The sequence below is a fragment of the Pseudomonas sp. GXZC genome (genome assembly GCF_026967615.1).
Classification (GTDB): Bacteria; Pseudomonadota; Gammaproteobacteria; order Pseudomonadales; family Pseudomonadaceae; genus Aquipseudomonas; species Aquipseudomonas azotoformans_A.
Window position 1 is genome coordinate 1,199,499 of the sequence record NZ_CP114115.1, and the last position, 25,395, is coordinate 1,224,893.

Genomic DNA, 25,395 nt, shown 5'->3' on the forward strand with positions numbered 1-25,395 from the left:
GCATCCACAGCGCCCACCATGAAGTCTGATGAATTGCAGTTGACGAATCTTTTTATAGTTGTACGATGACGTACGACATCACCAAAACCAACAACAACCTTTCGACAGAAAGTCTTCGCCCAGGGTGTTCGAATAATGAATCCACAAGAACTGAAGTCCATCCTTTCCCACGGTCTGCTGTCTTTCCCGGTGACCGATTTCAACGCCCAGGGTGACTTCCACCAGGCGGGTTATATCAAGCGCCTGGAATGGCTGGCCCCGTACGGCGCCACCGCCTTGTTCGCGGCCGGCGGCACCGGTGAGTTTTTCTCCCTCGCCGCCAGCGAATATTCCCAAGTGGTGAAAACCGCCGTTGATACCTGCGCCACCAGCGTGCCGATCCTGGCCGGTGTCGGCGGTTCGACCCGCCAAGCCATCGAATACGCCCAGGAAGCCGAGCGCCTCGGCGCCAAAGGCCTGCTGCTGCTGCCGCACTACCTCACCGAAGCCAGCCAGGACGGCGTTGCCGCCCACGTTGAAGCCGTGTGCAAATCGGTCAAGATCGGTGTGGTGGTCTACAACCGCAACGTCTGCCGCCTGACCGCGCCGCTGCTGGAACGCCTGGCCGAGCGCTGCCCGAACCTGATCGGCTACAAGGATGGCCTGGGCGATATCGAGTTGATGGTGTCGATCCGTCGCCGCCTCGGTGATCGTTTCAGCTACCTCGGCGGCCTGCCGACTGCAGAGGTTTATGCCGCTGCCTACAAGGCCCTGGGGGTTCCGGTGTACTCCTCGGCGGTGTTCAACTTCATCCCGAAAACCGCGATGGACTTCTACCACGCGATTGCCAAGGACGATCACGCCACCGTTTCCAAGATCATCGACGACTTCTTCCTGCCTTACCTGGACATCCGTAACCGCAAGGCCGGGTATGCCGTGAGCATCGTCAAGGCCGGTGCAAAAATCGCCGGCTACGACGCAGGCCCGGTGCGCACGCCGCTGACCGACCTGTTGCCGGAAGAATATGAAGCCCTGGCCGCGCTGATCGACAAGCAAGGCGCGCAATAACCCATCTACAAGGCCGCTGAGAGATCAGCGGCCTTTTGCGTCAGGAGAAGATTCGTGTCCCAAGCCCAACGTTTTGACAACTACATCAATGGCCAATGGGTGGCCGGTGCCGACTATTGCGTCAACCTCAACCCCTCGGAGTTGTCCGATGTCATTGGCGAATACGCCAAGGCGGATGTTGCCCAGGTCAACGCCGCCATCGATGCAGCCCGCGCGGCATTCCCGGCCTGGTCCACTTCCGGGATCCAGGCTCGCCATGATTCTTTGGATAAAGTCGGCAGCGAAATCCTCGCCCGCCGCGAAGAACTCGGCACCCTGCTGGCCCGTGAAGAGGGCAAGACCCTGCCCGAAGCCATCGGTGAAGTGACCCGCGCCGGTAACATCTTCAAGTTCTTTGCGGGTGAATGCCTGCGCCTGTCTGGCGACTACGTGCCGTCGGTTCGACCGGGCGTGAACGTCGAAGTCACCCGTGAAGCTTTGGGTGTGGTCGGCCTGATCACGCCGTGGAACTTCCCGATCGCCATCCCCGCCTGGAAAATCGCCCCGGCCCTGGCCTACGGCAACTGCGTGGTGATCAAGCCCGCCGAGCTGGTGCCTGGCTGTGCCTGGGCCCTGGCCGAAATCATCTCCCGTGCCGGTTTCCCGGCGGGTGTGTTCAACCTGGTGATGGGCAGCGGCCGCGTGGTCGGCGACGTGCTGGTCAATAGCCCGAAAGTCGATGGCATCAGCTTCACCGGTTCTGTGGGTGTCGGTCGTCAGATCGCTGTCAGCTGCGTGTCGCGTCAGGCCAAAGTGCAGTTGGAAATGGGCGGCAAGAATCCACAGATCATCCTCGACGACGCCGACCTCAAGCAGGCCGTCGAGCTGTCGGTCCAGAGCGCGTTCTACTCCACCGGCCAGCGTTGCACCGCTTCCAGCCGCTTGATTGTCACCGCTGGTATCCATGACCAGTTCGTCACGGCCATGGCCGAACGCATGAAGTCGATCAAAGTCGGCCACGCCCTGAAAAGCGGCACCGACATTGGCCCGGTGGTTTCCCAGGCGCAATTGGACCAGGACCTCAAGTACATCGACATCGGCCAAAGCGAAGGTGCGCGGTTGGTCAGCGGTGGCGGCCTGGTGACGTGTGACACCGAAGGCTACTACCTGGCCCCAACGCTGTTTGCCGACAGCGAAGCGGCCATGCGCATCAGCCGTGAAGAGATCTTCGGGCCGGTGGCCAACGTGGTGCGCGTGGCGGATTACGAAGCGGCGCTGGCCATGGCCAACGACACCGAGTTCGGTTTGTCGGCGGGCATTGCCACCACCTCACTCAAGTACGCCAACCACTTCAAGCGCCACTCCCAGGCCGGGATGGTGATGGTCAACCTGCCGACCGCCGGTGTGGATTACCACGTTCCGTTCGGTGGCCGTAAGGGCTCATCCTATGGTTCGCGTGAGCAAGGTCGCTATGCGCAAGAGTTTTATACCGTGGTGAAGACCAGCTACATCGGTTCGTAACGCGCAACACCTTGTGGGGCCGGATGCCTGCCGGTCCCCACACTGAAAACAGAAAACCATTACCCGCAAAAAAAATAATTAGTGGGAGTACTTCTACATGCAAGCGACCAAGCCGACCCACGTCCGCTATTTGATATTGCTCATGCTGTTCCTGGTGACCACGATCAACTACGCCGACCGGGCCACCATCGCCATCGCGGGCTCCAGCCTGCAAAAAGACCTCGGTATCGACGCGGTCACCCTCGGTTATATCTTCTCTGCATTCGGTTGGGCCTACGTGGCCGGGCAAATTCCCGGTGGCTGGCTGCTGGACCGGTTCGGCTCGAAAAAAGTCTATGCCCTGAGCATCTTCACCTGGTCCCTGTTCACCGTGCTGCAAGGCTATGTCGGTGAGTTTGGTGTCTCCACCGCCGTGGTTGCGCTGTTTATGCTGCGCTTTATGGTCGGCCTGGCAGAAGCGCCATCGTTTCCCGGAAATGCCCGTATTGTGGCGGCGTGGTTTCCTACGGCTGAGCGCGGTACGGCTTCGGCGATCTTCAACTCGGCCCAATACTTCGCCACGGTGTTGTTTGCACCGCTGATGGGCTGGATCGTCTACCGCTTCGGCTGGCAGCACGTGTTTATCGTGATGGGTGTGATCGGCATCGTGTTCTCGCTGATCTGGCTGAAAGTTATCCACAGCCCGCGCCAGCACCCGCTGATCAACGAAGCTGAGTTCAATCACATCGCCGCCAATGGCGCGATGGTCGATATGGATCAGGACAAAGGTAAGGGTAAGAAAACCGACGGGCCGAAGTGGGATTACATTCGCCAGTTGCTGACCAACCGCATGATGCTCGGCGTGTACCTGGGCCAGTATTGCATCAACGGTATCACCTACTTCTTCCTGACCTGGTTCCCGGTGTACCTGGTGCAGGACCGTGGCATGACCATCCTCAAGGCCGGTTTCATCGCCTCGTTGCCGGCGATCTGCGGGTTTATCGGCGGCGTGCTCGGCGGGGTGATTTCCGATTACCTGCTGCGCAAGGGCCATTCCCTGACCTTCGCCCGTAAAGCGCCGATCATTGGTGGCCTGCTGATCTCCAGCAGCATCGTGGCCTGTAACTACGTGGATATCGAATGGATGGTGGTGGGCTTCATGGCCTTGGCCTTCTTCGGTAAAGGCGTTGGCGCACTGGGTTGGGCGGTGGTGTCTGACACCTCGCCGAAACAAATCGCCGGCCTCAGTGGTGGCCTGTTCAACACCTTCGGTAACCTGGCTTCGATCACTACCCCTATTGTGATTGGCTACATCATCAGCACCACCGGTTCGTTCAAATGGGCCTTGGTGTTCGTCGGCGCCAATGCGCTGGTGGCGGTGTTCAGCTACCTGGTCATCGTCGGCCCGATCAAACGTGTAGTCCTCAAAGAGCCGCCTACCAAAGGGCCTGAGTTGACCAACCTAACCGAAGCGCATTCCTGAGGGGCCGTGTGATGCAGTTGATTGAACATGCCGACTCGCCGCGCTCGATTCGTTTGCACGAACGCGACAACGTGGTGATCGTGGTCAATGACCAGGGCGTACCGGCCGGGACCGAATTCCCGGACGGCCTGGTGACCGTGGATTTCATCCCCCAGAGCCACAAGGTGACCCTGGAAGATATCCCCGAAGGCGGCCAGATTATTCGCTACGGCCAGACCATCGGTTACGCCCTGGCACCGATCCCGCGCGGCAGTTGGGTGCAGGAAGATCAACTGCGTATGCCCACTGCGCCGCCGTTGGACAGCTTGCCGCTGTCCACCGAAGTGCCTGAGGCCCAGGCACCGTTGGAAGGGTTTACCTTTGAGGGTTACCGCAACGCGGATGGCACGGTGGGCACGCGCAATATCCTGGGCATCACTACCACAGTGCAATGCGTGACTGGGGTGCTGGACCATGCGGTCAAGCGCATCAAGGACGAATTGCTGCCCAAGTACCCACACGTCGATGACGTGGTGGCGCTGACCCACAGCTACGGCTGCGGCGTGGCGATCACCGCCACCGATGCCTACATTCCGATCCGCACGGTGCGCAACCTGGCGCGCAACCCGAACCTGGGCGGCGAAGCCCTGGTGATCAGTCTGGGTTGCGAGAAATTGCAGGCCGGGCAGGTGATGCACGACAACGACAGCTCGGTTGACCTGAGTGAGCCCTGGCTCTACCGGCTGCAGGATTCCAGCCACGGCTTTACCGAGATGATCGAGCAGATCATGGAACTGGCCGAGACGCGCTTGAAGAAACTCGACCAGCGCCGCCGGGAAACCGTGCCGGCGTCCGAGCTGATCCTGGGCATGCAGTGTGGCGGCAGTGATGCGTTTTCCGGCATCACCGCCAACCCGGCGCTGGGCTATGCCTCGGATTTGCTGTTGCGGGCCGGCGCGACGGTGATGTTTTCCGAAGTGACCGAAGTGCGCGATGCCATCTACCTGCTGACGTCTCGCGCGCAAAGCAAGGAAGTTGCCCAGGAGCTGGTCCGCGAAATGGACTGGTACGACCGTTACCTGGCCAAGGGCGAAGCGGATCGCAGCGCCAATACCACGCCCGGCAACAAGAAGGGTGGGTTGTCGAACATTGTCGAGAAGTCCCTGGGCTCCATCGTCAAGTCTGGCAGCAGCGCGATCAATGGCGTGCTTGGCCCTGGCGAGCGTTTCAAGGGCAAGGGCCTGATCTTTTGCGCCACGCCGGCCAGTGACTTTGTATGCGGCACCTTGCAACTGGCGGCGGGGATGAACCTGCATGTGTTCACCACCGGGCGTGGTACGCCGTATGGGCTGGCGATGGCGCCGGTGGTGAAGGTGTCGACGCGTACGGAGCTGGCGCAGCGTTGGCCGGACCTGATCGATATCGACGCGGGGCGTATTGCCACGGGACGGGCGAGCATAGAGGAACTGGGTTGGGAGTTGTTTCACTTCTACCTGGATGTAGCCAGTGGCAGGAAGCAGACGTGGGCGGAGCATCACAAGCTGCATAACGACATCACCCTGTTCAACCCTGCGCCGATTACCTGAGACCGAGTCGCCTGCCTTTGTAGTGAGCGGGCTTGCCCCGCGCTGGGTGGCGAAGCCGCCCCAAAACCTGGCACCTCGGTTTTATTGAAACACCGCGGCGTCCTTGTTTGGGGCGGCTTCGCCACCCAGCGCGGGGCAAGCCCGCTCACCACAGGATCAAGGCCAGACGGCAGAGGGCAGCATGGCTTATCATTAGCCACCTAACGACGCTCACCAAGGTTCTCCCCGGCATGCTGGCAATTTTCCTCACGACCCTGACCATCACCGCGCCGGTGTTTGCCATGCTGTTCCTGGGGGTGTTGCTCAAGCGCATCAACTGGATCAACGACAATTTCATCCACACGGCCTCGTCCCTGGTGTTCAACGTCACCATGCCGGCGCTGCTGTTCCTCGGCATCCTGCATGCCGACCTGCACTCGGCGCTCAAGCCGGGGCTGCTGATCTACTTTGCGGTTGCGACCTTGCTCAGCTTCGCCCTGGCCTGGGGTTGGGCGATCTTTCGTTGCCCGCGTGAAGACCGGGGCATCTACACCCAGGGCGCGTTTCGCGGCAATAACGGTGTGATTGGCTTGGCGTTGGCGGCCAGCATGTATGGCGATTACGGGATTTCCCTTGGTGCGATTCTCGCGGCGCTGGTGATCCTGTTCTACAACACCCTGTCGACCATCGTGTTGGCGGTCTACAGCCCGGTGATCAAGTCCGATCCGTGGAGCATCTGCAAAAGTGTGGTGGCCAACCCGCTGATCATCAGCGTGATCGTGGCGGCGCCGTTCGCTTATTTTCAGATTGGCCTGCCGGGCTGGTTGGAAAAATCCATGCAGTATCTGGCCGATACCACCTTGCCGTTGGCCTTGATCTGCATTGGCGGCACCTTGTCGCTCGCAGCGTTGCGCAAGAGCGGCAATAGGGCGCTGAGCGCGAGTTTGATGAAGATGGTCTGGCTGCCGGTGGCGGCGACCTTGGGCGCGTGGTTGCTGGGCTTTCGCGGGCCGGAGCTGGGAATTCTGTTCCTGTACTTTGGTGCGCCGACCGCAGCCGCCAGTTTTGTGATGGCCAGGGCGGCCGAGGGTAATCATGAGCTGGCGGCGGCGATTATCGTGATCACCACCTTGATGGCGGCGGTGACCACGAATATCGGGATCTTCGTGTTGCAGGCCGGCGGCTGGATCTAGCCTTCTTTCTGGTAGGTGTCGATCACTTCCTGGGCGGCGCGGAACGCATCAATCGCCGCCGGCACACCGGCATACACCGCGCAATGCAGCAACGCCTCGCGGATCTCCTCCACGGTACAGCCATTGTTCAGCGCGCCGCGCACATGGCCTTTGAGCTCCTGCGGGCACTTGAGCGCGGTCAGGGCGGCGAGGGTGATCAGGCTGCGGGTTTTCAGCGGTAACCCTTCGCGGTTCCATACACTGCCCCAGGCGTGCTCGTTGACGAAATCCTGCAGCGGCTGGGTGAACTCGGTGGCATTGCCCAGGGCGCGGTCGACGAACACATCGCCCATGACCTGGCGACGCATCTCAACCCCGGGCTTTTTCTGATCGGTCATTGCGATTCCCTCTTGTGTTGACGGCGCCAGGCTCGCAGCGTGCTGAACAACAGAAAAGCCACCAGCACTGGCAGGACGTAATACAGCATCAGGTGTTCAAGCTTGGTGGCCAGGGGCATGCCCGTGGTGAACGCCATTACATGCAGCCCGTACGCCAGGTACAGGCCCAGCAGCACCAGGCCTTCGGCGCGGGTCACCCGGTAGCCGGTGTAGAACACCGGCAGGCACAGCACCACCACGCCGAGCATCACCGGCAGGTCGAAGTCCAGGGCATTGGGCGATACCGACAGCGGCGAGGGCGCGAGCAGGGCAGTCAGGCCCAATACGCCCAGCAGGTTAAACAGGTTGCTGCCAATCACGTTGCCCACGGCGATGTCCCGCTCGCCGCGCAGGGCGGCAATCAGCGAGGTCGCCAGGCATGGCAGCGAGGTGCCGACGCCGATCAAGGTCAGGCCGATCACACGTTCCGACAGGCCCAGGTCGCTCGCCACATCCACCGCCGCGCCCAACAACAAATGGCCGGCCAGCACCAGGATCAGCAGCCCGCCGAGCATCAGCAACACGCTGCTCAGCCAGGGCGCGCTGGCTACGGTGTCGAGTGTGCGTGGGCGGCGGGAGTGACGGGTCTGGTAATGCAGTACGCCAAGGTAGGCGACCAGGGCAACCAGCAACAGCAAGCCATCAAGCGGCGTGAGTTCTTCGTTGGCGGCGAGGGTGAACACCAGCAGCCCGGCCAGGATCATCACCGGAATATCCAGGCGCACCAGTTGGCGTGAGACCCGCAGCGGAATGATCAGCGCCGACAGGCCCAGGGTCACCAGGATATTGAAGATGCTGCTGCCGATCACACTGCCCACGGCGATATCGGTGTTGCCGGCCAGGGTGGCTTGCAGGCTGACGGTCATCTGCGGCGCGCTGCTGCCGAAGGCGACCATTGTCAGGCCGATGATCAGCGGTCGCACCTTGAGGCTCGCGGCCAGGCGCACGGCGGCGCGTACCAGGATTTCGGCGCCGATGATCAGCAGCACCAGGCCGCTGACCAATTCCAGCAGGCTCCAGGGCGAGAGGGCGGTTAATCCGAAAATGGCCTGGGCTCCGTTTAGTTGCTTAGCGCTTGTACGCGCACTCGCGCCGTACCGCTGCTGATCATACCCAGCTGTTCGGCTGCCTTGCGTGAAAGATCGATCAGGCGCCCACGGGTATGCGGGCCGCGATCATTGATGCGGACAACCACGGATTTGTCGTTGTCGAGATTGGTGACCTTGACCTGGGTGCCGAACGGCAATTGCCGGTGGGCGGCGGTCAGGGCGTTCTGGTTGAAGGGTTCACCGCTGGCGGTCTTTTTGCCATGGTGCCGGGCGCCGTAATAGGAGGCGGTGCCGGTTTCGTCGTAGCCGTTGGGGTTGATGACGCCGCTGGCGCAGCCGGCCAACAGGGAGAACAAGGCCAGGAGGCCGAGTAGACGCTTCATGCAAGGTGTCCCCGAAAAAGTGCGCCCCCGAAGGGGCGCGTGTCGCTGGTCAGCCTTCGAGCTTGCTTTTCAGCAATTCGTTCACCTGCTGCGGGTTGGCCTTGCCCTTGGAGGCTTTCATCGCCTGGCCCACAAAGAAGCCGAACATCTTGCCGCGCTTGGCTTCGTCTGCCGCACGGTATTGCTCGACCTGCTCGGCGTTGGCCGCGAGCATTTCATCCAATACGGCCGAGATCGCGCCGCTGTCGGTGACTTGCTTGAGGCCACGCTTCTCGATGATCTCGTCCGCGCTGCCTTCGCCTGCGGCCATGGCTTCGAACACGGTCTTGGCGATCTTGCCGGAGATGGTGTTGTCCTTGATGCGCAGCAGCATGCCGCCCAGTTGCTCGGCGGTGACCGGGGCTTCGTCGATTTCCAGGCCCTGTTTGTTCAACAGGCTGCCCAACTCAACCATCACCCAGTTGGCCGCCAGTTTGGCGTCGCCGGCAATGCTCACGACTTTTTCGAAGTAGTTGGCTTGTTCACGGCTGGAGGCCAAGACGCTGGCATCGTAGACCGACAGGCCGAACTGCGCCTGGAAGCGCTCGCGTTTCTGCTGCGGCAGTTCCGGCAGGGTGGCGCGCACGTCATTGAGGAACGAGTCCTCGATGACCACCGGCAACAGGTCCGGGTCGGGGAAGTAACGGTAGTCGTTGGCTTCCTCTTTGCTGCGCATGGCGCGGGTTTCGTCTTTGTTCGGGTCGTACAGGCGCGTTTGCTGGATGACCTTGCCGCCGTCTTCGATCAGCTCGATCTGGCGGCGCACTTCGCTGTTGATCGCCTTCTCGATGAAGCGGAACGAGTTGACGTTCTTGATCTCGCAGCGAGTGCCGTACTCGGCTTGGCCCTTTGGACGGATCGACACGTTGCAGTCGCAACGCAGCGAGCCTTCGGCCATGTTGCCGTCGCAGATGCCCAGGTAGCGCACCAAGGCGTGGATGGTCTTGACGTAGGCCACGGCTTCCTTGGCGCTGCGCATGTCCGGCTCGGAGACGATTTCCAGCAGCGGAGTACCGGCACGGTTCAGGTCGATACCGGTGGCACCTGGGAATTCTTCGTGCAGGCTCTTGCCGGCGTCTTCTTCCAAATGCGCACGGGTTACGCCGACGCGCTTGATGGTGCCGTCTTCCAGGGGGATGTCCAGGTGGCCCTTGCCGACGATCGGCAGTTCCATCTGGCTGATCTGGTAGCCCTTGGGCAGGTCCGGGTAGAAGTAGTTCTTGCGCGCGAACACGTTGTGCTGGCCGATCTCGGCGTCAATCGCCAGGCCGAACATCACCGCCATGCGTACCGCTTCCTGGTTCAGCACTGGCAAAACGCCGGGCATGCCCAGGTCGACCAGGCTGGCCTGGGTGTTCGGCTCGGAGCCAAACGTGGTGGCGCTACCGGAGAAAATCTTCGATTGGGTGGCAAGCTGGGTATGAATCTCCAGCCCGATCACAACTTCCCATTGCATAGTGTTCTCCTCAGAAGCCGGTAGGGGTGCGAGTGTGCCAGTCGGTGTTCAACTGGTACTGGTGCGCCACATTGAGCAGGCGGCCTTCCTGGAAATACGGGGCGAGCAATTGCACGCCGACCGGCAGGCCATCGACGAAACCGGCTGGCATGGACAAGCCAGGCAGGCCCGCGAGGTTGGCGGTGATGGTGTACAGGTCTTCGAGGTACGCAGCCACCGGGTCGCCGTTCTTGGCGCCGAGCTTCCAGGCCGGGTTCGGCGTGGTTGGGCCGAGGATCACGTCGACTTGCTCAAAAGCGGCCATGAAGTCGTTCTTCACCAGGCGACGGATTTTTTGCGCCTTGAGGTAGTACGCGTCGTAGTAGCCGGCCGACAGGGCGTAGGCACCGACCATGATGCGGCGTTGGACTTCGGCACCGAAGCCTTCGCCACGGGAGCGCTTATAAAGGTCGGTGAGGTCTTTCGGGTTTTCGCAGCGGTAGCCGAAACGCACGCCGTCGAAACGCGACAGGTTCGAGGAGGCTTCTGCCGGTGCGATCACGTAGTACGCAGGAATCGCGTGCTGGTTGTTCGGCAGGCTGATTTCCTTGATCACGGCACCCAGGCTTTCCAGCGTCTTGACGCTGTTGTGCACCAGCTCAGCAATGCGCGGGTCGAGACCGGCGCTGAAGTATTCCTTCGGCACGCCGATGCGCAGGCCCTTGAGCGAGGTGTTCAGGCTGGCACTGTAGTCCGGCACTGGCTCATCGATGCTGGTGGAGTCCTGTTTATCGAAGCCTGCCATGCCTTGTAACAAAATTGCGCAGTCTTCGGCTGTGCGCGCCAAAGGGCCACCCTGATCGAGGCTGGAGGCGTAGGCGATCATGCCCCAACGGGAAACGCGACCGTAGGTCGGCTTCAAACCGGTGAGGTTAGTGAAGGCCGCAGGCTGGCGGATCGAACCGCCCGTGTCGGTGGCCGTAGCCGCCGGCAGGAAGCGCGCGGCAACCGCGGCCGCCGAACCACCCGACGAGCCGCCGGGCACGTGCTCCAGGTTCCACGGGTTTTTCACCGCGCCGTAGTAGCTCGACTCGTTGGCCGAACCCATGGCGAATTCGTCCATGTTGGTCTTGCCCAGGGTCACGGCCCCGGCGGCAGCCAGCTTGGACACCACGGTGGCGTCGTAGGGTGCTTTAAAGTTGTCGAGCATCTTCGAGCCGCAACTGGTGCGAATGCCCTGGGTGCAGAACAGGTCTTTGTGGGCGATTGGAGCGCCCAGCAGCGCGCCATTTTCACCGTTGGCGCGACGTGCGTCGGCAGCCTTGGCCTGGCTCAGGGCCAGTTCTTCGGTGAGGCTGATGAAGCTGTTGACCGCAGGATCCAGCTCGGCGATGCGCGCCAGCAGGGTCTTGGTCAGCTCTTCGGAAGAAAACTTTTTGTCGGCGAGACCGCGGGCGATCTCGGCCAGAGTCATGTGATGCATTGCAGGCTCTTTCCCTTTAGTCGATGACTTTCGGAACCAGGTACAGGCCGTTTTCGACCGCTGGCGCGATGGACTGGTAGGCCTCGCGATTATTACTCTCGGTCACGACGTCTGCGCGCAGGCGCTGGCTGGCTTCCAGCGGGTGAGCCAGGGGCTCGATACCGTCGGTATTCACGGCCTGCATTTGGTCGACCAGCCCGAGAATGCTGTTCAGGGCTGCGGTGGTCTGTGGAAGATCGGCATCATTAAGGCCCAGCGAGGCCAGGTGCGCGATTTTTTCCACGTCGGAGCGTTCAAGCGTCATGGGAATCTCCAGTGGAAAACAGAACGGAGGCTGTCCGTGTGTTAGATTGTCGGAACACTACCGCATTTCTACGGTCTTACGGCCGCGATTGTGGGGTTAGGTGCACAGAAAGTCGGCCAATTTAGCACATTGGCGCCTTGCCCAAAATCCCTGTCGTTGTTAGAGTTTGCCGCACTTTTTTACCCACGCGTTGCCTAGGGTCCCTTTCCCATGTTCAAGAAACTGCGTGGCATGTTTTCCAGCGATCTTTCCATTGACCTGGGCACTGCCAACACCCTTATTTACGTGCGCGAGCGCGGTATCGTCCTGAATGAGCCATCGGTTGTGGCTATTCGGACGCACGGTAACCAGAAAAGTGTCGTTGCCGTCGGCACCGAGGCCAAGCGCATGCTCGGCCGTACACCGGGCAATATTGCCGCTATCCGTCCGATGAAAGACGGCGTGATCGCCGACTTCAGCGTCTGCGAGAAGATGCTGCAGTACTTCATCAACAAGGTTCACGAAAACAGTTTCCTGCAGCCCAGCCCTCGTGTGCTGATCTGCGTTCCGTGCAAGTCCACCCAGGTTGAGCGTCGTGCCATCCGTGAATCGGCCCTTGGTGCCGGTGCCCGTGAAGTGTTCCTGATCGAAGAGCCAATGGCGGCTGCGATCGGTGCCGGCCTGCCGGTTGAAGAAGCACGCGGCTCGATGGTGGTGGATATCGGTGGTGGTACCACTGAAATCGCCCTGATCTCCCTGAACGGCGTGGTGTATGCCGAATCCGTCCGCGTCGGCGGCGACCGCTTCGACGAAGCGATCATCACCTATGTGCGTCGTAACTACGGCAGCCTGATCGGTGAATCCACCGCTGAGCGCATCAAGCAGGAAATCGGCACCGCCTACCCAGGCGGCGAAGTGCGCGAAGTTGACGTGCGCGGTCGCAACCTGGCCGAAGGCGTTCCACGTGCCTTCACGCTGAACTCCAATGAAGTGCTGGAAGCTCTGCAAGAGTCCCTGGCAACCATCGTTCAGGCGGTGAAAAGCGCCCTGGAGCAATCGCCGCCGGAACTGGCTTCCGACATCGCCGAGCGTGGCCTGGTGCTGACCGGTGGTGGCGCCTTGCTGCGCGACCTCGACAAGCTGCTGGCCCAAGAGACTGGCCTGCCGGTGATCGTCGCCGAAGACCCGCTGACCTGCGTTGCCCGTGGCGGTGGTCGTGCACTGGAAATGATGGATAAACACACCATGGACCTGCTTTCCAGCGAATAAGTCATTGCTGGTTAGCCCATGTTTCGCCCGCAGGCAGCACTTTGCAGTGCTGCCTGTTGGCGTTTATCTTCTTCAATCTGCATCCAGGCCGGTTAGATGCCGTATGAATAAAGAGAACATTTGCCTGGGAGGAGCGGCTTATTAAACCGCTTTTCGCCAAAGGCCCCTCATTGGGCGTGCGCCTGTTGGTGCTGGTCGTGCTTTCGGTCGCGCTGATGGTGGTCGATGCCCGCTTTGCACTGCTCAAGCCCGTGCGCAGCCAGATGTCGCTGGTGTTGATGCAGACATACTGGATCACCGACCTGCCGCAACGTCTGTACCAGGGCGTGGCCAGCCAATTTGGCAGCCGCACCGAACTGGTCGCCGAAAACGAAAAACTCAAGACCGAAAACCTGCTGTTGCAGGGGCGCATGCAAAAGCTCGCGGCCCTCACCGAGCAGAACGTTCGGCTGCGCGAGTTGCTCAATTCTTCCGCGCTGGTCAATGAAAAGGTCGAAGTGGCCGAGTTGATCGGCATGGACCCCAACCCCTTCACCCATCGCATCATCATCAACAAGGGTGAGCGCGACGGTGTGGTCCTGGGCCAGCCGGTGCTCGACGCCCGTGGCCTGATGGGCCAGGTGGTTGAGCTGATGCCCTACACCTCGCGGGTGTTGTTGCTGACGGACACCACCCACAGCATTCCGGTGCAGGTGAACCGTAACGGCCTGCGTGCGATTGCCAGCGGTACCGGTAACCCGGAGCGCCTGGAATTGCGCCACGTGGCGGACACCGCTGACATCAAGGAAGGCGACCTGCTGGTCAGCTCCGGCCTGGGTCAGCGTTTTCCGGCGGGTTACCCGGTGGCGACGGTGAAGGAAGTGATCCACGATTCCGGTCAGCCGTTCGCCATTGTGCGTGCCGTGCCGACGGCTGCGTTGAACCGCAGCCGCTACCTGCTGCTGGTGTTCAGCGACAACCGTACGCCGGAAGAGCGCGCCAACGACGCCGCGCAGGCCCAGGAAGCGGAAGACAAGCAAAACGGTACAGCGCCGATTGTTCCGGCGACTGTGCCCAAGCCGGCATTCGTCGGGCCGCCTGCACCGACGGCGGCTCCGGCAGCGCCCGTCGCCACCCCGGTCAAGCCGGCCGCTCACAACACGCGCCCCGCCAAGCCAACCGTGACTAAACCACCGGCCGCGACCCCGGCTGCCAAGCCTCCGGCAACTGCCCCGGCAACCACGCGGCAGAGGGAGGAATAATGGCCAGTACTCATTCGCGCAACGGCTGGATCGTCTGGCTCACCTTTGCTATCGGTATGCTGCTGAGCGTTTCGCCCTTGCCGCAGTTCATGGAAATCCTGCGCCCGCTCTGGCTGGCACTGTTGCTGGCGTTCTGGTCGTTGAACCTGCCGCACAAAGTCGGCATGGTCACGGCGATGTTCCTGGGCTTGGCGGAAGATGTGCTCTATGGCACCTTGCTGGGTCAGAACGCGTTGATCCTGACGCTGATCACCTTCCTGGTGCTGTCGTTGCAACAACGCCTGCGCATGTTCCCGATGTGGCAGCAATGCCTGGTGATCCTGGTGATCTTCGGCCTGGCGCAGTTGGTTCAGCTATGGCTGAGTGCGTTGACCGGTAACCGCCAGCCAACCCTGGCGCTGGTATTGCCGGCGCTGGTCAGTGCCTTGCTGTGGCCATGGATCAGCTTCGGTCTGCGTGGATTGCGTCGTCGCTATAAAATCAATTGAATGGATTGCGAGGCTCTGCCTGGTTATCGAACCCTACAGGGAGAGTCTGCAATGAATTCGCTTTACCTGGCCTCGGGCTCCCCGAGGCGGCGTGAACTGCTGACCCAGATCGGTGTGCCTTTCACCGTGGTCAGTGCCGCTATCGATGAAACTCCTCTTACAAACGAATCCGCCATTTCCTACGTCGAGCGCCTTGCGCGTGGCAAGGCGACGGCGGGTTTGGCTGTGCTCGAAAACACCTCCGACGCCTGTGTGTTGGGTGCCGATACCGCCGTAATCGTCGATGGAAAAATCCTCGGTAAGCCCGTCGATCAGGCCGATGCCCTGGCCATGTTGATGGCGCTGGCGGGGCGTGAGCATGAAGTGCTCACCGCCATTGCCCTCACCGATGGCCAGCGCTGCGAGACTGTTTGTGTAAGCAGTCGTGTACGGTTTCGCGAGATTTCCGTCGAGGAAGCAACCACCTACTGGCACAGTGGCGAGCCCCAGGACAAAGCGGGCGGCTATGCTATCCAAGGGTTGGGCTCGGTGTTCGTCGCAGGGCTCAATGGCAGTTATTCCGCCGTGGTAGGCCTGCCGGTGTGCGAAACCGCGCAACTGCTCGGCCAATTCGGCATACCCTGTTGGCAAAACCTTACCGTGCGCTGAACGCCGTACTCCAGCGCCCAGCCTTAAGCGATCGGTCACTATTGTGAAAACGCCTGAACGAGACCCAGCCATGAGTGAAGAGATTCTGATCAATATCACGCCGATGGAATCGCGCGTGGCGGTGGTAGAGAACGGTGTTCTGCAAGAAGTGCACGTGGAGCGCACCCAGAAGCGCGGGATCGTCGGCAATATCTACAAAGGCAAGGTGGTGCGGGTTTTGCCAGGCATGCAGGCGGCCTTCGTCGACATCGGCCTGGACCGTGCCGCGTTTATCCATGCTTCGGAAATTTCCCTGCGCGAAGGGCCAGCGGTAGAAAGCATCAGCGCCCTGGTACACGAAGGGCAGAGCCTGGTGGTGCAAGTCACCAAGGACCCCATCGGCTCCAAAGGCGCGCGCCTGACCACGCAACTGTCGATTCCGTCGCGTTACCTGGTGTACATGCCACGCACTGCCCATGTTGGCATTTCCCTGAAGATCGAAGACGAAGCCGAGCGCGAGCGCCTGAAAAAGGTGGTCAGCGACTGCGTGGCGGCCGAAGGTATCAAGGAGGCGGGCGGTTTTATCCTGCGCACTGCCGCTGAAGGCGCCGGCGCCGATGAGATCCTCATGGACATCCGCTACCTACGGCGCCTGTGGGACCAGATCGGCGCCCAGATCAAGACCATTGGCGCGCCCAGCGTGATCTATGAAGACCTCGGCCTCGCCCTGCGTACCCTGCGCGACCTGGTCAGCCCGAAAATTGAGAAAATTCGCATCGACTCGCGGGAAACCTTCCAGCGCACCACGCAGTTTGTTGCCGAGCTGATGCCGGAAATTGCCGACCGTCTGGAGCACTATCCCGGCGAGCGACCGATCTTCGACCTGTATGGCGTTGAAGACGAAATCCAGAAAGCCCTGGAACGCAAAGTGCCGCTCAAATCCGGCGGGTACCTGGTAGTGGACCCGGCGGAAGCCATGACCACCATCGACGTCAACACCGGCGCGTTCGTCGGCCATCGCAACCTCGAAGAAACCATCTTCAAGACCAACCTCGAAGCGGCCACCGCGATCGCGCGCCAACTGCGCCTGCGTAACCTGGGCGGCATCATCATCATCGACTTCATCGACATGGAAGATGAAGAACACCAGCGCCAGGTGCTGCGTACCCTGGAGAAACAGCTGGAGCGCGACCACGCCAAGACCAACATCATTGGCATCACCGAGTTGGGCCTGGTGCAGATGACCCGCAAGCGCACCCGCGAAAGCCTGGAACAGGTGCTGTGCGAGCCGTGCAGCAGTTGCCAGGGCCGCGGTAAATTGAAGACCCCGGAAACCGTTTGCTACGAGATTTTCCGCGAAATCCTGCGGGAGGCGCGAGCCTACCAGGCCGAGGGTTACAGAGTGCTCGCCAACCAGAAAGTGGTCGACCGGCTGCTGGACGAAGAATCCGGTAACGTTGCCGAACTGGAGGGGTTTATCGGACGCACGATACGCTTCCAGGTCGAAACCATGTATTCCCAGGAACAATACGACGTGGTGCTGCTCTGATCCCCATTCGCTTACCTTTTATGAGACAGGCAGGCCCTGATCTGCCGTCCGACTACTGCCTTGAGGGTCGCCTGACATGGAGCGTCTGATACGCTTTTTTGCCGCTTTGACCCGTTGGGGCCTGGGCCTCTGTGCCTTGCTGCTGGTATTAGCAGCAGTGTATGTGAGCCTGGGTCGAGAGTTGACGCCACTGGTGGCCGAGTACCGTGCGGAGATTGAAGCCAAGGCACAGGCTGCGGTGGACATGCCGTTGCACATTGGCAGTCTTGAGGGCCGCTGGAGCGGCTTCGCGCCGGTAGTGCGGGCCCATGATGTGATGGTAGGCGAGGGCAGCAGTGCCTTGCGCCTGGACCAGGTCGAAGTGGTGCCGGACATGTGGGCCAGCCTGATGGCCCGCGAAGTGCGTATTGCTCATCTGCAGGTCAGTGGCTTGCAGCTCAGCGTCAAGGAAGACAAGGACGGCAAATGGGCGTTGCAAGGCCTGCCGGTGCAGGACGACCAACCCGTCGACCCTGAGCAATTGCTCAAGAACATGCAAAAGGTCAAGCGCGTGTCGCTGCTCGACAGCCAAGTGACCTTGCAGCCGTTTGACCAGGCGCCTGTGACCCTGACGTATGTCGGCCTGAGCCTGCACACCGGCGTCACCCGCCAACGCCTGGATGCGCGCCTGACCCTGCCCGACGGCCAGCCCTTGGCGGTGAGCCTGCGCACGCGTATCCGCGCCAGCCAGTGGAAGGACGGCGAGGTCCAGGCTTACCTGAGCCTGCCGCAAAGCGACTGGGCCAAGTGGATTCCGGCCAAGCTGACTCAGCAATGGAAGCTCAGCCAATTCAAGGCTGGCGGTGAATTCTGGCTGACCTGGGCCAAAGGTACTGTGCAGAGCGCAGTAGTGCGCCTCAACTCGCCGCAGGTAAAAGGCAGCTACGCCGATCGCAAACCTGTGCATATCGAGAACCTGGCGCTCACTGCTTACCTGCAACGCAGCGAAACCGGTCTCAAGGTGCTGTTCGATTCGCTGGCGATGAACCTGGGGGAAACGCGCTGGGAGTCGCGCCTGCAACTTCAGCAAACCCTGGCCACCGACAAGGATCAGGAAGTCTGGAAGCTCCAGGCCGACCGCCTGGACCTCACGCCGATCACGCCGCTGCTCAATGCCCTGGCGCCACTGCCGGAGGGTTTCGCCAAGACCATTCAGCACCTCAAGGCCACGGGCCTGCTGCGTAATGTGCTGGTGGATTTTCGCCCTCAAGACACCACCGATCAAAAAGTCAGCTTCGCCGCCAACCTCGAGCGCATCGGTTTTGATGCCTACTTTGGCGCACCGGCCGCGCGCAACGTGTCCGGCAGCATCAGTGGTGACCTGGGGCACGGCGAGTTGCGCATGGACAGCAAGGACTTTTCCCTGCACCTCGACCCCATCTTTGCCAAGCCGTGGCAGTACATCCAGGCCAACGCACGCCTGACATGGAAGCTCGACAAGGAAGGCTTCACCCTGATCGCGCCCTACATCAAGGTGTTGGGTGAGGAGGGCAAAGTCGCTGCGGATTTCTTGATTCGCCTGCACTTTGACCACAACCAGGAAGACTATATGGACCTACGGGTCGGCATGGTCGATGGCGATGGGCGATTCACCCCCAAATACCTGCCGGCGGTGTTAAGCCCGGCGTTGGATGAGTGGCTGCGCACGGCGATTCTCAAGGGCGCGGTGGACCAGGGCTTCTTCCAGTACCAGGGTTCGCTGAACCACGACGCACTGCCGGCCTCGCGCAATATCAGTCTGTTCTTCAAGGTGCATGACGCCGAACTGGCGTTCCAGCCGGGCTGGCCGCATGTGAGCAAGGTCAATGGCGAAGTGTTTGTCGAGGAGAGCGGTGTGCGCATCCTGGCCAGCAAGGGCCAGTTGCTCGACACCAAGGTCAAGGACGTCTACGTCAATATCCCCCACGCGCCGGAGGGCAAGGACAGTCATCTGTTACTGACCGGCGGGTTTGCCGGTGGTTTGGGCGATGGTTTGAAAATCCTCCAGGAAGCGCCGATCGGCACCGCATCGACCTTTGCCGGCTGGAAGGGCGAGGGCGACCTGCAGGGCAGTCTTGATCTGGATGTTCCATTGGCCAAGGGCACCGAGCCGAAGATTGTGGTGGACTTCAAGACGGACAAGGCACGCCTGCAATTGGCCGAGCCGACCCTGGACCTGACCCAGCTCAAAGGCGATTTCCGCTTCGACAGCGCCAAAGGCCTCAGTGGCCAGAACATCACGGCCCAGGCGTTTGACCGGCCGATCACGGCGCAGATCGTTGCCGATGGCAAGCCGGGCAATATCAGCACGCGTCTGACTGCCAAGGGCCAGGTGACGGTCAAGCGGCTGACGGACTGGTTGAAAATCAGCCAGCCGTTGCCGGTGTCCGGCGATATTCCCTACCAGTTGCAACTGACCCTCGACGGCGCCGATAGCCAACTGATGGTCAACTCCAACCTGAAAGGCGTTGCCGTGGACCTGCCGGCACCGTTCGGCATGCCCGCCAGCCAGGGGCGTGACAGTGTGTTCCGCATGACCTTGCAGGGCGCCGAGCGTCGTTATTGGTTCGACTATGGCGAGTTGGCCAACTTCACCTTTGCGGCGCCGCCGGACAAATTCAATGAAGGGCGCGGTGAGCTTTTCCTGGGTGATGGCGATGCCGTGTTGCCTGGGGCGAAGGGCTTGCGCATTCGCGGCGTGCTGTCTGAACTCGATATCGATCCGTGGAAGAAGCTGGTAGACCGCTACGCGGGCAACGATCCGGGCGGCAGCGCCAAGCAGTTGCTCAGCGGCGCTGACTTCAAAGTGGGCAAGCTGACCGGTTTTGGCACCCAGTTTGATCAGGTCAATCTACAGCTGGACCGCAAGCCTGCGGCGTGGGGCCTGCAACTCGGCAGTCAGCAGGCCAAGGGCACGGTCAACCTGCCGGACGCCAAGGGCGCACCGATTGCGGTCAACCTGCAATATGTGAAGCTGCCGGCGGTGGATCCTACGGTGCAGGCTGACGAAAACGCGCCGGACCCCTTGGCGGGCATCGACCCCAAGGACATTCCGGCGCTGGATATCGCCATTGATCAATTGTTCCAAGGACCGGATCTGATAGGCGCCTGGTCGCTGAAAATCCGCCCGACAGCCAAAGGCCTGGCCTTCAATAACCTGGACCTCGGCCTCAAGGGCATGCAGCTCAAGGGCGCGGGCGGTTGGGAAGGTACGGCAGTCGACAGCAGTAGTTGGTACAAGGGTCGCCTGGATGGCAAGAATATCGGTGATGTACTCAAGGGTTGGGGTTATGCGCCCACTGTCACCAGCCAGGATTTTCACCTGGATGTCGATGGTCGCTGGCCCGGTTCGCCGGCCTATGTCGGGCCCAAGCGTTTTTCCGGCAGCCTGGATGCAGCGTTCCGCAATGGCCAGTTCGTCGAAGTGGAAGGTGGCGCCCAGGCGCTGCGGGTGTTTGGCCTGCTGAACTTCAACTCCATTGGGCGCCGTCTGCGCCTGGACTTTTCGGACTTGCTCGGCAAGGGCTTGAGCTATGACCGGGTCAAAGGGTTGCTGGCGGCGAGCAACGGCGTGTTCGTGACCCGTGAGCCGATCACCATGACCGGGCCTTCGACGAACCTGGAACTCAACGGCACCCTGGACCTGGTCGCAGACCGTGTCGACGCCAAGCTGTTGGTCACCTTACCGGTGACCAATAACCTGCCGATCGCTGCGCTGATCGTGGGGGCGCCCGCCATTGGCGGCGCATTGTTCCTGATCGACAAGCTGATTGGTGACCGTGTTGCGCGCTTCGCCAGTGTGCAATACAAGGTGGAAGGCCCGTGGAAGGACCCGAAAATCACCTTCGACAAGCCATTTGAAAAGCCAAACTGAGGGCCTGTGGAGTAGCATGGCCGCATGCCCTTGACGGAGAGACGGCCCATGTCCTTTGCGGTAATTCAAATGGTCAGCCAGAGCGATGTGCTGGCCAACCTGGCCCAGGCCCGGCGCCTGCTGGAGCAAGCGGCGGCGGGTGGTGCGAAGCTGGCGGTATTGCCGGAAAACTTCGCCGCCATGGGCCGCCGCGACGTGGCCGACATCGGTCGCGCCGAAGCACTGGGCGAAGGCCCGATCCTGCCGTGGTTGAAACAGACCGCCCGCGACCTCACCTTATGGATAGTGGCAGGCACTTTGCCGCTGCCGCCAAAGGACCAGCCAAACGCCAAGTCCAATGCCTGCTCGTTGCTGGTCGATGATCAGGGTGAAATCGTGGCCCGTTACGACAAGTTGCACCTGTTCGATGTGGATGTCGCCGATGCCCGTGGTCGTTATCGCGAATCCGACGACTATGCTTTCGGAGGCAATGTGGTGGTGGCGGACACGCCCGTCGGCCGCTTGGGCCTGACGGTGTGTTACGACTTGCGCTTCCCTGAGCTGTACAGCGAGTTGCGCGCGGCAGGGGCTGAATTGATTACCGCGCCGTCGGCCTATACGGCGGTGACCGGCGCGGCGCACTGGGATGTGCTGATTCGCGCACGCGCCATCGAGACCCAGTGCTACCTGCTGGCGGCCGCTCAAGGCGGTGTGCATCCGGGACCACGGGAAACCTATGGTCATGCGGCGATTGTCGACCCCTGGGGGCGGGTGCTGGCACAACAGGATCAAGGCGAAGCGGTGTTGCTGGCCGCACGCGATAGCACTGAACAAGCGTCGATACGGACGCGCATGCCGGTGGTCAACCATCGGCGCTTTTTCTCGCAGGGCGCACAGCGACCTGCTTCGGAACGATGAATTTAAGGCCATACCTATGAGCGAGTTGTTGTCCTCAGTCAGTGAACACCTCCTGGCACCCGGTGGCGTGACCATCGAAAGTTTGCAAACCGTACTTGGCGATCTGGCCGGGCCGGGCATTGACGCGGCCGACCTGTATTTCCAGGGGCAGATTTCCGAGTCCTGGGCCCTGGAAGACGGCATCGTCAAGGAAGGCAGTTTCAACCTCGACCAGGGAGTGGGCGTGCGTGCACAGTCCGGTGAAAAAACCGGTTTTGCCTACAGCAACGCGATCACCCTGGAGGCCTTGGGCCTGGCGGCGCGTGCCGCGCGCTCGATCTCCCGGGCCGGGCAAAATGGCACGGTGCAGGCGTTCAGCACCCAGGACGTGGCGCAGTTGTACGCGCCGAATAACCCTCTGGAAGTGATCAGCCGGGCCGAAAAGGTCGAGCTGCTCAAGCGCATCGACGCCGCCACCCGTGCGCTGGACCCGCGTATCCAGCAGGTCACAGTGAGCATGGCCGGTGTGTGGGAGCGCATTTTGGTGGCGTCCACCGATGGCGGCCTGGCGGCGGATGTGCGGCCGCTGGTGCGCTTCAACGTCAGCGTGATCGTCGAACAGAACGGTCGCCGCGAGCGCGGTGGTCATGGCGGCGGCGGGCGTACCGACTACCGTTATTTCCTCGCCGACGACCGTGCCATGGGTTACGCCCGTGAAGCGTTGCGCCAGGCGCTGGTCAATCTGGAAGCCATTCCAGCGCCGGCCGGCACTTTACCGGTGGTGTTGGGTTCGGGCTGGTCCGGCGTGCTGCTGCACGAAGCGGTCGGCCATGGCCTGGAAGGTGACTTCAACCGTAAGGGCAGTTCGGCCTACAGCGGGCGCATGGGTGAAATGGTTGCGTCCAAACTCTGCACCATCGTTGATGACGGCACTCTGGCCGGTCGCCGGGGCTCGCTGAGCGTCGATGACGAAGGCACCCCGACCGAGTGCACCACCTTGATTGAAAACGGCGTGCTCAAGGGCTACATGCAAGACAAGCTCAACGCTCGCCTGATGGGCGTGGCGCGCACCGGTAACGGCCGCCGTGAATCCTATGCGCACCTGCCGATGCCGCGCATGACCAACACCTACATGCTCGGTGGCGAAAGCGACCCGGCCGAGATCATCGCTTCGGTGAAGCGCGGTATCTACTGTGCCAACCTCGGTGGTGGCCAGGTGGATATCACCAGCGGCAAGTTCGTGTTCTCCACCAGCGAGGCGTACCTGATCGAAGACGGCAAGATCACCGCGCCGGTCAAAGGTGCAACGTTGATCGGTAACGGTCCGGAAGCCATGAGCAAGGTGTCGATGGTCGGTAACGACCTGTCGCTGGACAGCGGCGTGGGCACCTGTGGGAAAGACGGGCAGTCGGTACCGGTGGGTGTCGGCCAGCCAACGCTGAAGATTGATGCGATCACCGTGGGTGGTACGGGGTCGTAAGAAAGGTGGAGCTTCGGGTGGCGAAAACCGCCACCCGGGGAAGAGGGTCAACGCAGGCCGCGTTGAGTCTCGTCCAGCTCACGGATGTACTTGAAGATTTTACGGCTGGTGGCCGGCGCCTTGTTATGCGCCAGTTCGTGCTGGGCCTGACGGATCAGGGAGCGCAGTTGCTGGCGGTCCGCGTCCGGATAGTCCACCACGAATTTCTCCAGCACCGCGTCATCGCCCGAGATCAGGCGGTCACGCCAACGTTCCAGGTTATGGAAGCGTTCGTTGTACTGGCGAGTCGAGGCATCGGTTTGATCGAGCAAGGTCAGAATGGCGTCGATGTCCTGATCGCGCATGAGTTTGCCGATAAACGAGATGTGCCGTTTACGCGCGATATTCGCGGTGTGCTTGGGCGCATCGGCCAGGGCACGACGCATTTCGTCGGTCAGTGGCAGTTTTGCAATCAAGTCTTTTTTGAGCGTTGTAAGGCGCTCGCCGAGGTCAACCAGAGCATGCAGCTCACGTTTGACCTGGGTTTTGCTTTTCTCCCCATCGAGGGAGTCGTCGTAAGAATCAACCATGGTGGCAGTCCGCAAAGAAACGCCGCCATGATAACCAGTCGGGGGCCGCTTGTCCGGCCCGGTCGCTCGATGGCCTTAACCGAAAGCAGAATTTGAGTGGAGAAAACCATGAGTGCAGCCCAAAGCGTCGGTCCGCAAGCGTTACCGGCACTGCAGGAACAAGTCGAGCAGATCCTTGCCGAGGCCAAGCGCCAGGGGGCCAGTGCCTGTGAAGTGGCGGTGTCGCTGGAGCAAGGGCTGTCGACGTCGGTGCGCCAGCGGGAAGTGGAAACCGTTGAGTTCAACCGCGACCAGGGTTTTGGTATCACCTTGTATGTCGGGCAACGCAAAGGTTCGGCCAGTACCTCGGCCAGCGGTCCGGAGGCGATTCGCGAGACGGTGGCGGCTGCGTTGGCAATCGCCAAGCACACCTCCGAGGACGAAAGCTCGGGCCTGGCCGACAAGGCGCTGATGGCCAAAGACCTGAAGGACTTCGATCTGTTTCACGCCTGGGACATCACCCCCGAACAGGCCATTGAAAAGGCGCTGATCTGCGAAGCCGCCGCGTTCGACGCCGATGCCCGCATCAAGAACGCGGATGGCACCACGTTGAGTACGCATCAAGGTTGCCGTGTGTATGGCAACAGCCATGGCTTTATCGGTGGCTATGCGTCCACCCGCCATAGCTTGAGCTGCGTGATGATCGCCGAGGCTGATGGCCAGATGCAGCGCGATTACTGGTATGACGTGAACCGCCAGGGCGAGTTGCTGGCGGACCCGGTCAGCATTGGCCAGCGCGCCGCGCAGCGTGCGGCGAGCCGTCTGGGTGCGCGCCCGGTACCGACCTGTGAAGTGCCGGTGCTGTTTTCGGCAGAACTGGCCGGTGGGCTGTTTGGCAGTTTCCTGGGGGCGATTTCCGGTGGCAACTTGTACCGCAAGTCTTCGTTCCTGGAGGGGGCGATTGGCCAGAAGCTGTTCCCGGAATGGCTGACTATCGATGAGCGCCCGCACTTGATGCGCGCCATGGGCAGTACGTCGTTCGACGGTGATGGTTTGGCGACCTATGCCAAGCCGTTCGTCGAGAAGGGCGAGTTGGTGTCTTACGTGTTGGGCACCTACGCCGGTCGCAAGCTGGGCCTGCCAAGCACCGCAAACTCAGGTGGTGTACACAACCTGTTCGTCACCCACGGCGATGAAGACCAGGCGGCGCTGCTGCGGCGCATGGGGCGCGGCTTGCTGGTGACTGAGCTGATGGGCCATGGCCTGAACATGGTCACCGGTGATTACTCCCGCGGCGCGGCGGGTTTCTGGGTGGAAAATGGTGAGATCCAGTTTGCCGTCCAGGAAGTGACCATCGCCGGCAATATGCGCGACATGTTCAAGCAGATCGTCGCCGTGGGTAATGATCTGGAATTGCGCAGCAACATTCGCACAGGTTCGGTGTTGATCGAGCGGATGACTGTCGCCGGCAGCTGATCCCGCTAACGCGTAAGCCAAAAAGGCGCGCCATCCATCAGGTGGCGCGCCTTTTTTTGTGAGCGTTTTGCAAGCGGATCAATCTGCCGCTATTGTTTTGATTCTCAATATCATT

At 61.2% G+C, this 25,395-nt stretch carries 21 protein-coding genes; 14 read left to right on the forward strand and 7 right to left on the reverse strand.

What is annotated here, in order from left to right:
- Positions 1 to 135 precede the first annotated feature (135 nt).
- From kdgD to OZ428_RS05625, 5 genes are all read left to right on the forward strand, one after another.
- A complete protein-coding gene (gene kdgD, locus OZ428_RS05605; protein WP_016976228.1) occupies positions 136 to 1,047 on the forward strand; it encodes a 5-dehydro-4-deoxyglucarate dehydratase in 912 nt (303 codons plus the stop codon).
- A 54-nt stretch (positions 1,048 to 1,101) separates the two neighbouring features.
- Positions 1,102 to 2,547 (forward strand): aldehyde dehydrogenase family protein, encoded by a 1,446-nt coding sequence (locus OZ428_RS05610; RefSeq protein WP_133074658.1) that lies wholly within the window; start codon positions 1,102 to 1,104, stop codon positions 2,545 to 2,547.
- Between the two features lie 97 nt (positions 2,548 to 2,644).
- On the forward strand, positions 2,645 to 4,009 hold the full coding sequence (locus tag OZ428_RS05615; protein ID WP_033899310.1) for an MFS transporter: 1,365 nt from the start codon (positions 2,645 to 2,647) through the stop codon (positions 4,007 to 4,009).
- Between the two features lie 11 nt (positions 4,010 to 4,020).
- A complete protein-coding gene (gene garD, locus OZ428_RS05620) occupies positions 4,021 to 5,574 on the forward strand; it encodes a galactarate dehydratase (protein WP_133074657.1) in 1,554 nt (517 codons plus the stop codon).
- Between the two features lie 230 nt (positions 5,575 to 5,804).
- Positions 5,805 to 6,746 (forward strand): AEC family transporter, encoded by a 942-nt coding sequence (locus tag OZ428_RS05625; protein WP_033899317.1) that lies wholly within the window; start codon positions 5,805 to 5,807, stop codon positions 6,744 to 6,746.
- Here OZ428_RS05625 and OZ428_RS05630 read toward each other — a convergent pair.
- Genes OZ428_RS05630 through gatC form a run of 6 tightly spaced genes read right to left on the reverse strand, consistent with a single transcriptional unit; the run spans position 6,743 to position 11,855 of the window.
- Complete coding sequence (locus OZ428_RS05630; protein WP_017530104.1) at positions 6,743 to 7,123, reverse strand: carboxymuconolactone decarboxylase family protein; 381 nt, start codon at positions 7,121 to 7,123, stop codon at positions 6,743 to 6,745. The genes OZ428_RS05625 and OZ428_RS05630 overlap by 4 nt on opposite strands.
- Positions 7,120 to 8,175: a calcium/sodium antiporter gene (locus OZ428_RS05635; protein WP_269134161.1), complete on the reverse strand. Its 1,056-nt coding sequence runs from the start codon at positions 8,173 to 8,175 to the stop codon at positions 7,120 to 7,122. The genes OZ428_RS05630 and OZ428_RS05635 overlap by 4 nt, the downstream gene beginning before the upstream one ends.
- A gap of 47 nt (positions 8,176 to 8,222) precedes the next feature.
- Positions 8,223 to 8,594: a septal ring lytic transglycosylase RlpA family protein gene (locus OZ428_RS05640; RefSeq protein WP_016976221.1), complete on the reverse strand. Its 372-nt coding sequence runs from the start codon at positions 8,592 to 8,594 to the stop codon at positions 8,223 to 8,225.
- A 49-nt stretch (positions 8,595 to 8,643) separates the two neighbouring features.
- Positions 8,644 to 10,089, reverse strand: a complete 1,446-nt coding sequence (gatB, locus tag OZ428_RS05645; RefSeq protein ID WP_133074655.1) for an Asp-tRNA(Asn)/Glu-tRNA(Gln) amidotransferase subunit GatB — start codon at positions 10,087 to 10,089, stop codon at positions 8,644 to 8,646.
- 10 nt (positions 10,090 to 10,099) lie between these two features.
- A complete protein-coding gene (gatA, locus tag OZ428_RS05650) occupies positions 10,100 to 11,551 on the reverse strand; it encodes an Asp-tRNA(Asn)/Glu-tRNA(Gln) amidotransferase subunit GatA (protein ID WP_061435326.1) in 1,452 nt (483 codons plus the stop codon).
- Between the two features lie 16 nt (positions 11,552 to 11,567).
- Positions 11,568 to 11,855 (reverse strand): Asp-tRNA(Asn)/Glu-tRNA(Gln) amidotransferase subunit GatC, encoded by a 288-nt coding sequence (gene gatC / locus OZ428_RS05655; protein WP_010213142.1) that lies wholly within the window; start codon positions 11,853 to 11,855, stop codon positions 11,568 to 11,570.
- A 210-nt stretch (positions 11,856 to 12,065) separates the two neighbouring features.
- On the opposite strand from gatC, the gene mreB reads away from it, so the two are divergent.
- The 8 genes from mreB (at position 12,066) to tldD (ending at position 23,256) form a co-directional block, all read left to right on the forward strand.
- Positions 12,066 to 13,103, forward strand: a complete 1,038-nt coding sequence (mreB, locus tag OZ428_RS05660) for a rod shape-determining protein MreB (protein WP_002555108.1) — start codon at positions 12,066 to 12,068, stop codon at positions 13,101 to 13,103.
- A gap of 140 nt (positions 13,104 to 13,243) precedes the next feature.
- Positions 13,244 to 14,344 (forward strand): rod shape-determining protein MreC, encoded by a 1,101-nt coding sequence (gene mreC, locus OZ428_RS05665; RefSeq protein WP_095014712.1) that lies wholly within the window; start codon positions 13,244 to 13,246, stop codon positions 14,342 to 14,344.
- Positions 14,344 to 14,832: a rod shape-determining protein MreD gene (gene mreD, locus OZ428_RS05670; RefSeq protein WP_016976217.1), complete on the forward strand. Its 489-nt coding sequence runs from the start codon at positions 14,344 to 14,346 to the stop codon at positions 14,830 to 14,832. The genes mreC and mreD overlap by 1 nt, the downstream gene beginning before the upstream one ends.
- 51 nt (positions 14,833 to 14,883) lie before the next feature.
- Complete coding sequence (locus OZ428_RS05675) at positions 14,884 to 15,480, forward strand: Maf family protein (protein WP_269132863.1); 597 nt, start codon at positions 14,884 to 14,886, stop codon at positions 15,478 to 15,480.
- Positions 15,481 to 15,550: 70 nt separating this feature from the next.
- Positions 15,551 to 17,008, forward strand: a complete 1,458-nt coding sequence (rng, locus tag OZ428_RS05680) for a ribonuclease G (protein WP_010213134.1) — start codon at positions 15,551 to 15,553, stop codon at positions 17,006 to 17,008.
- Positions 17,009 to 17,084: 76 nt separating this feature from the next.
- Positions 17,085 to 20,900: a YhdP family protein gene (locus OZ428_RS05685; RefSeq protein ID WP_269132864.1), complete on the forward strand. Its 3,816-nt coding sequence runs from the start codon at positions 17,085 to 17,087 to the stop codon at positions 20,898 to 20,900.
- 48 nt (positions 20,901 to 20,948) lie between these two features.
- Positions 20,949 to 21,797, forward strand: coding sequence for a carbon-nitrogen hydrolase family protein (locus OZ428_RS05690; RefSeq protein ID WP_269132865.1), 849 nt, complete (start codon positions 20,949 to 20,951; stop codon positions 21,795 to 21,797).
- Between the two features lie 16 nt (positions 21,798 to 21,813).
- The gene (gene tldD, locus OZ428_RS05695; RefSeq protein WP_269132866.1) at positions 21,814 to 23,256 is read left to right on the forward strand and encodes a metalloprotease TldD; all 1,443 of its coding nucleotides are present in this window, start codon (positions 21,814 to 21,816) and stop codon (positions 23,254 to 23,256) included.
- Between the two features lie 47 nt (positions 23,257 to 23,303).
- Here the strand turns inward: tldD and yjgA are convergent, their stop codons facing one another.
- Positions 23,304 to 23,825 (reverse strand): ribosome biogenesis factor YjgA, encoded by a 522-nt coding sequence (gene yjgA, locus OZ428_RS05700; RefSeq protein ID WP_033899348.1) that lies wholly within the window; start codon positions 23,823 to 23,825, stop codon positions 23,304 to 23,306.
- A gap of 108 nt (positions 23,826 to 23,933) precedes the next feature.
- Here yjgA and pmbA point away from each other — a divergent pair, with 108 nt between their 5' ends.
- On the forward strand, positions 23,934 to 25,280 hold the full coding sequence (gene pmbA / locus OZ428_RS05705; RefSeq protein ID WP_033899352.1) for a metalloprotease PmbA: 1,347 nt from the start codon (positions 23,934 to 23,936) through the stop codon (positions 25,278 to 25,280).
- Positions 25,281 to 25,395 lie beyond the last annotated feature (115 nt).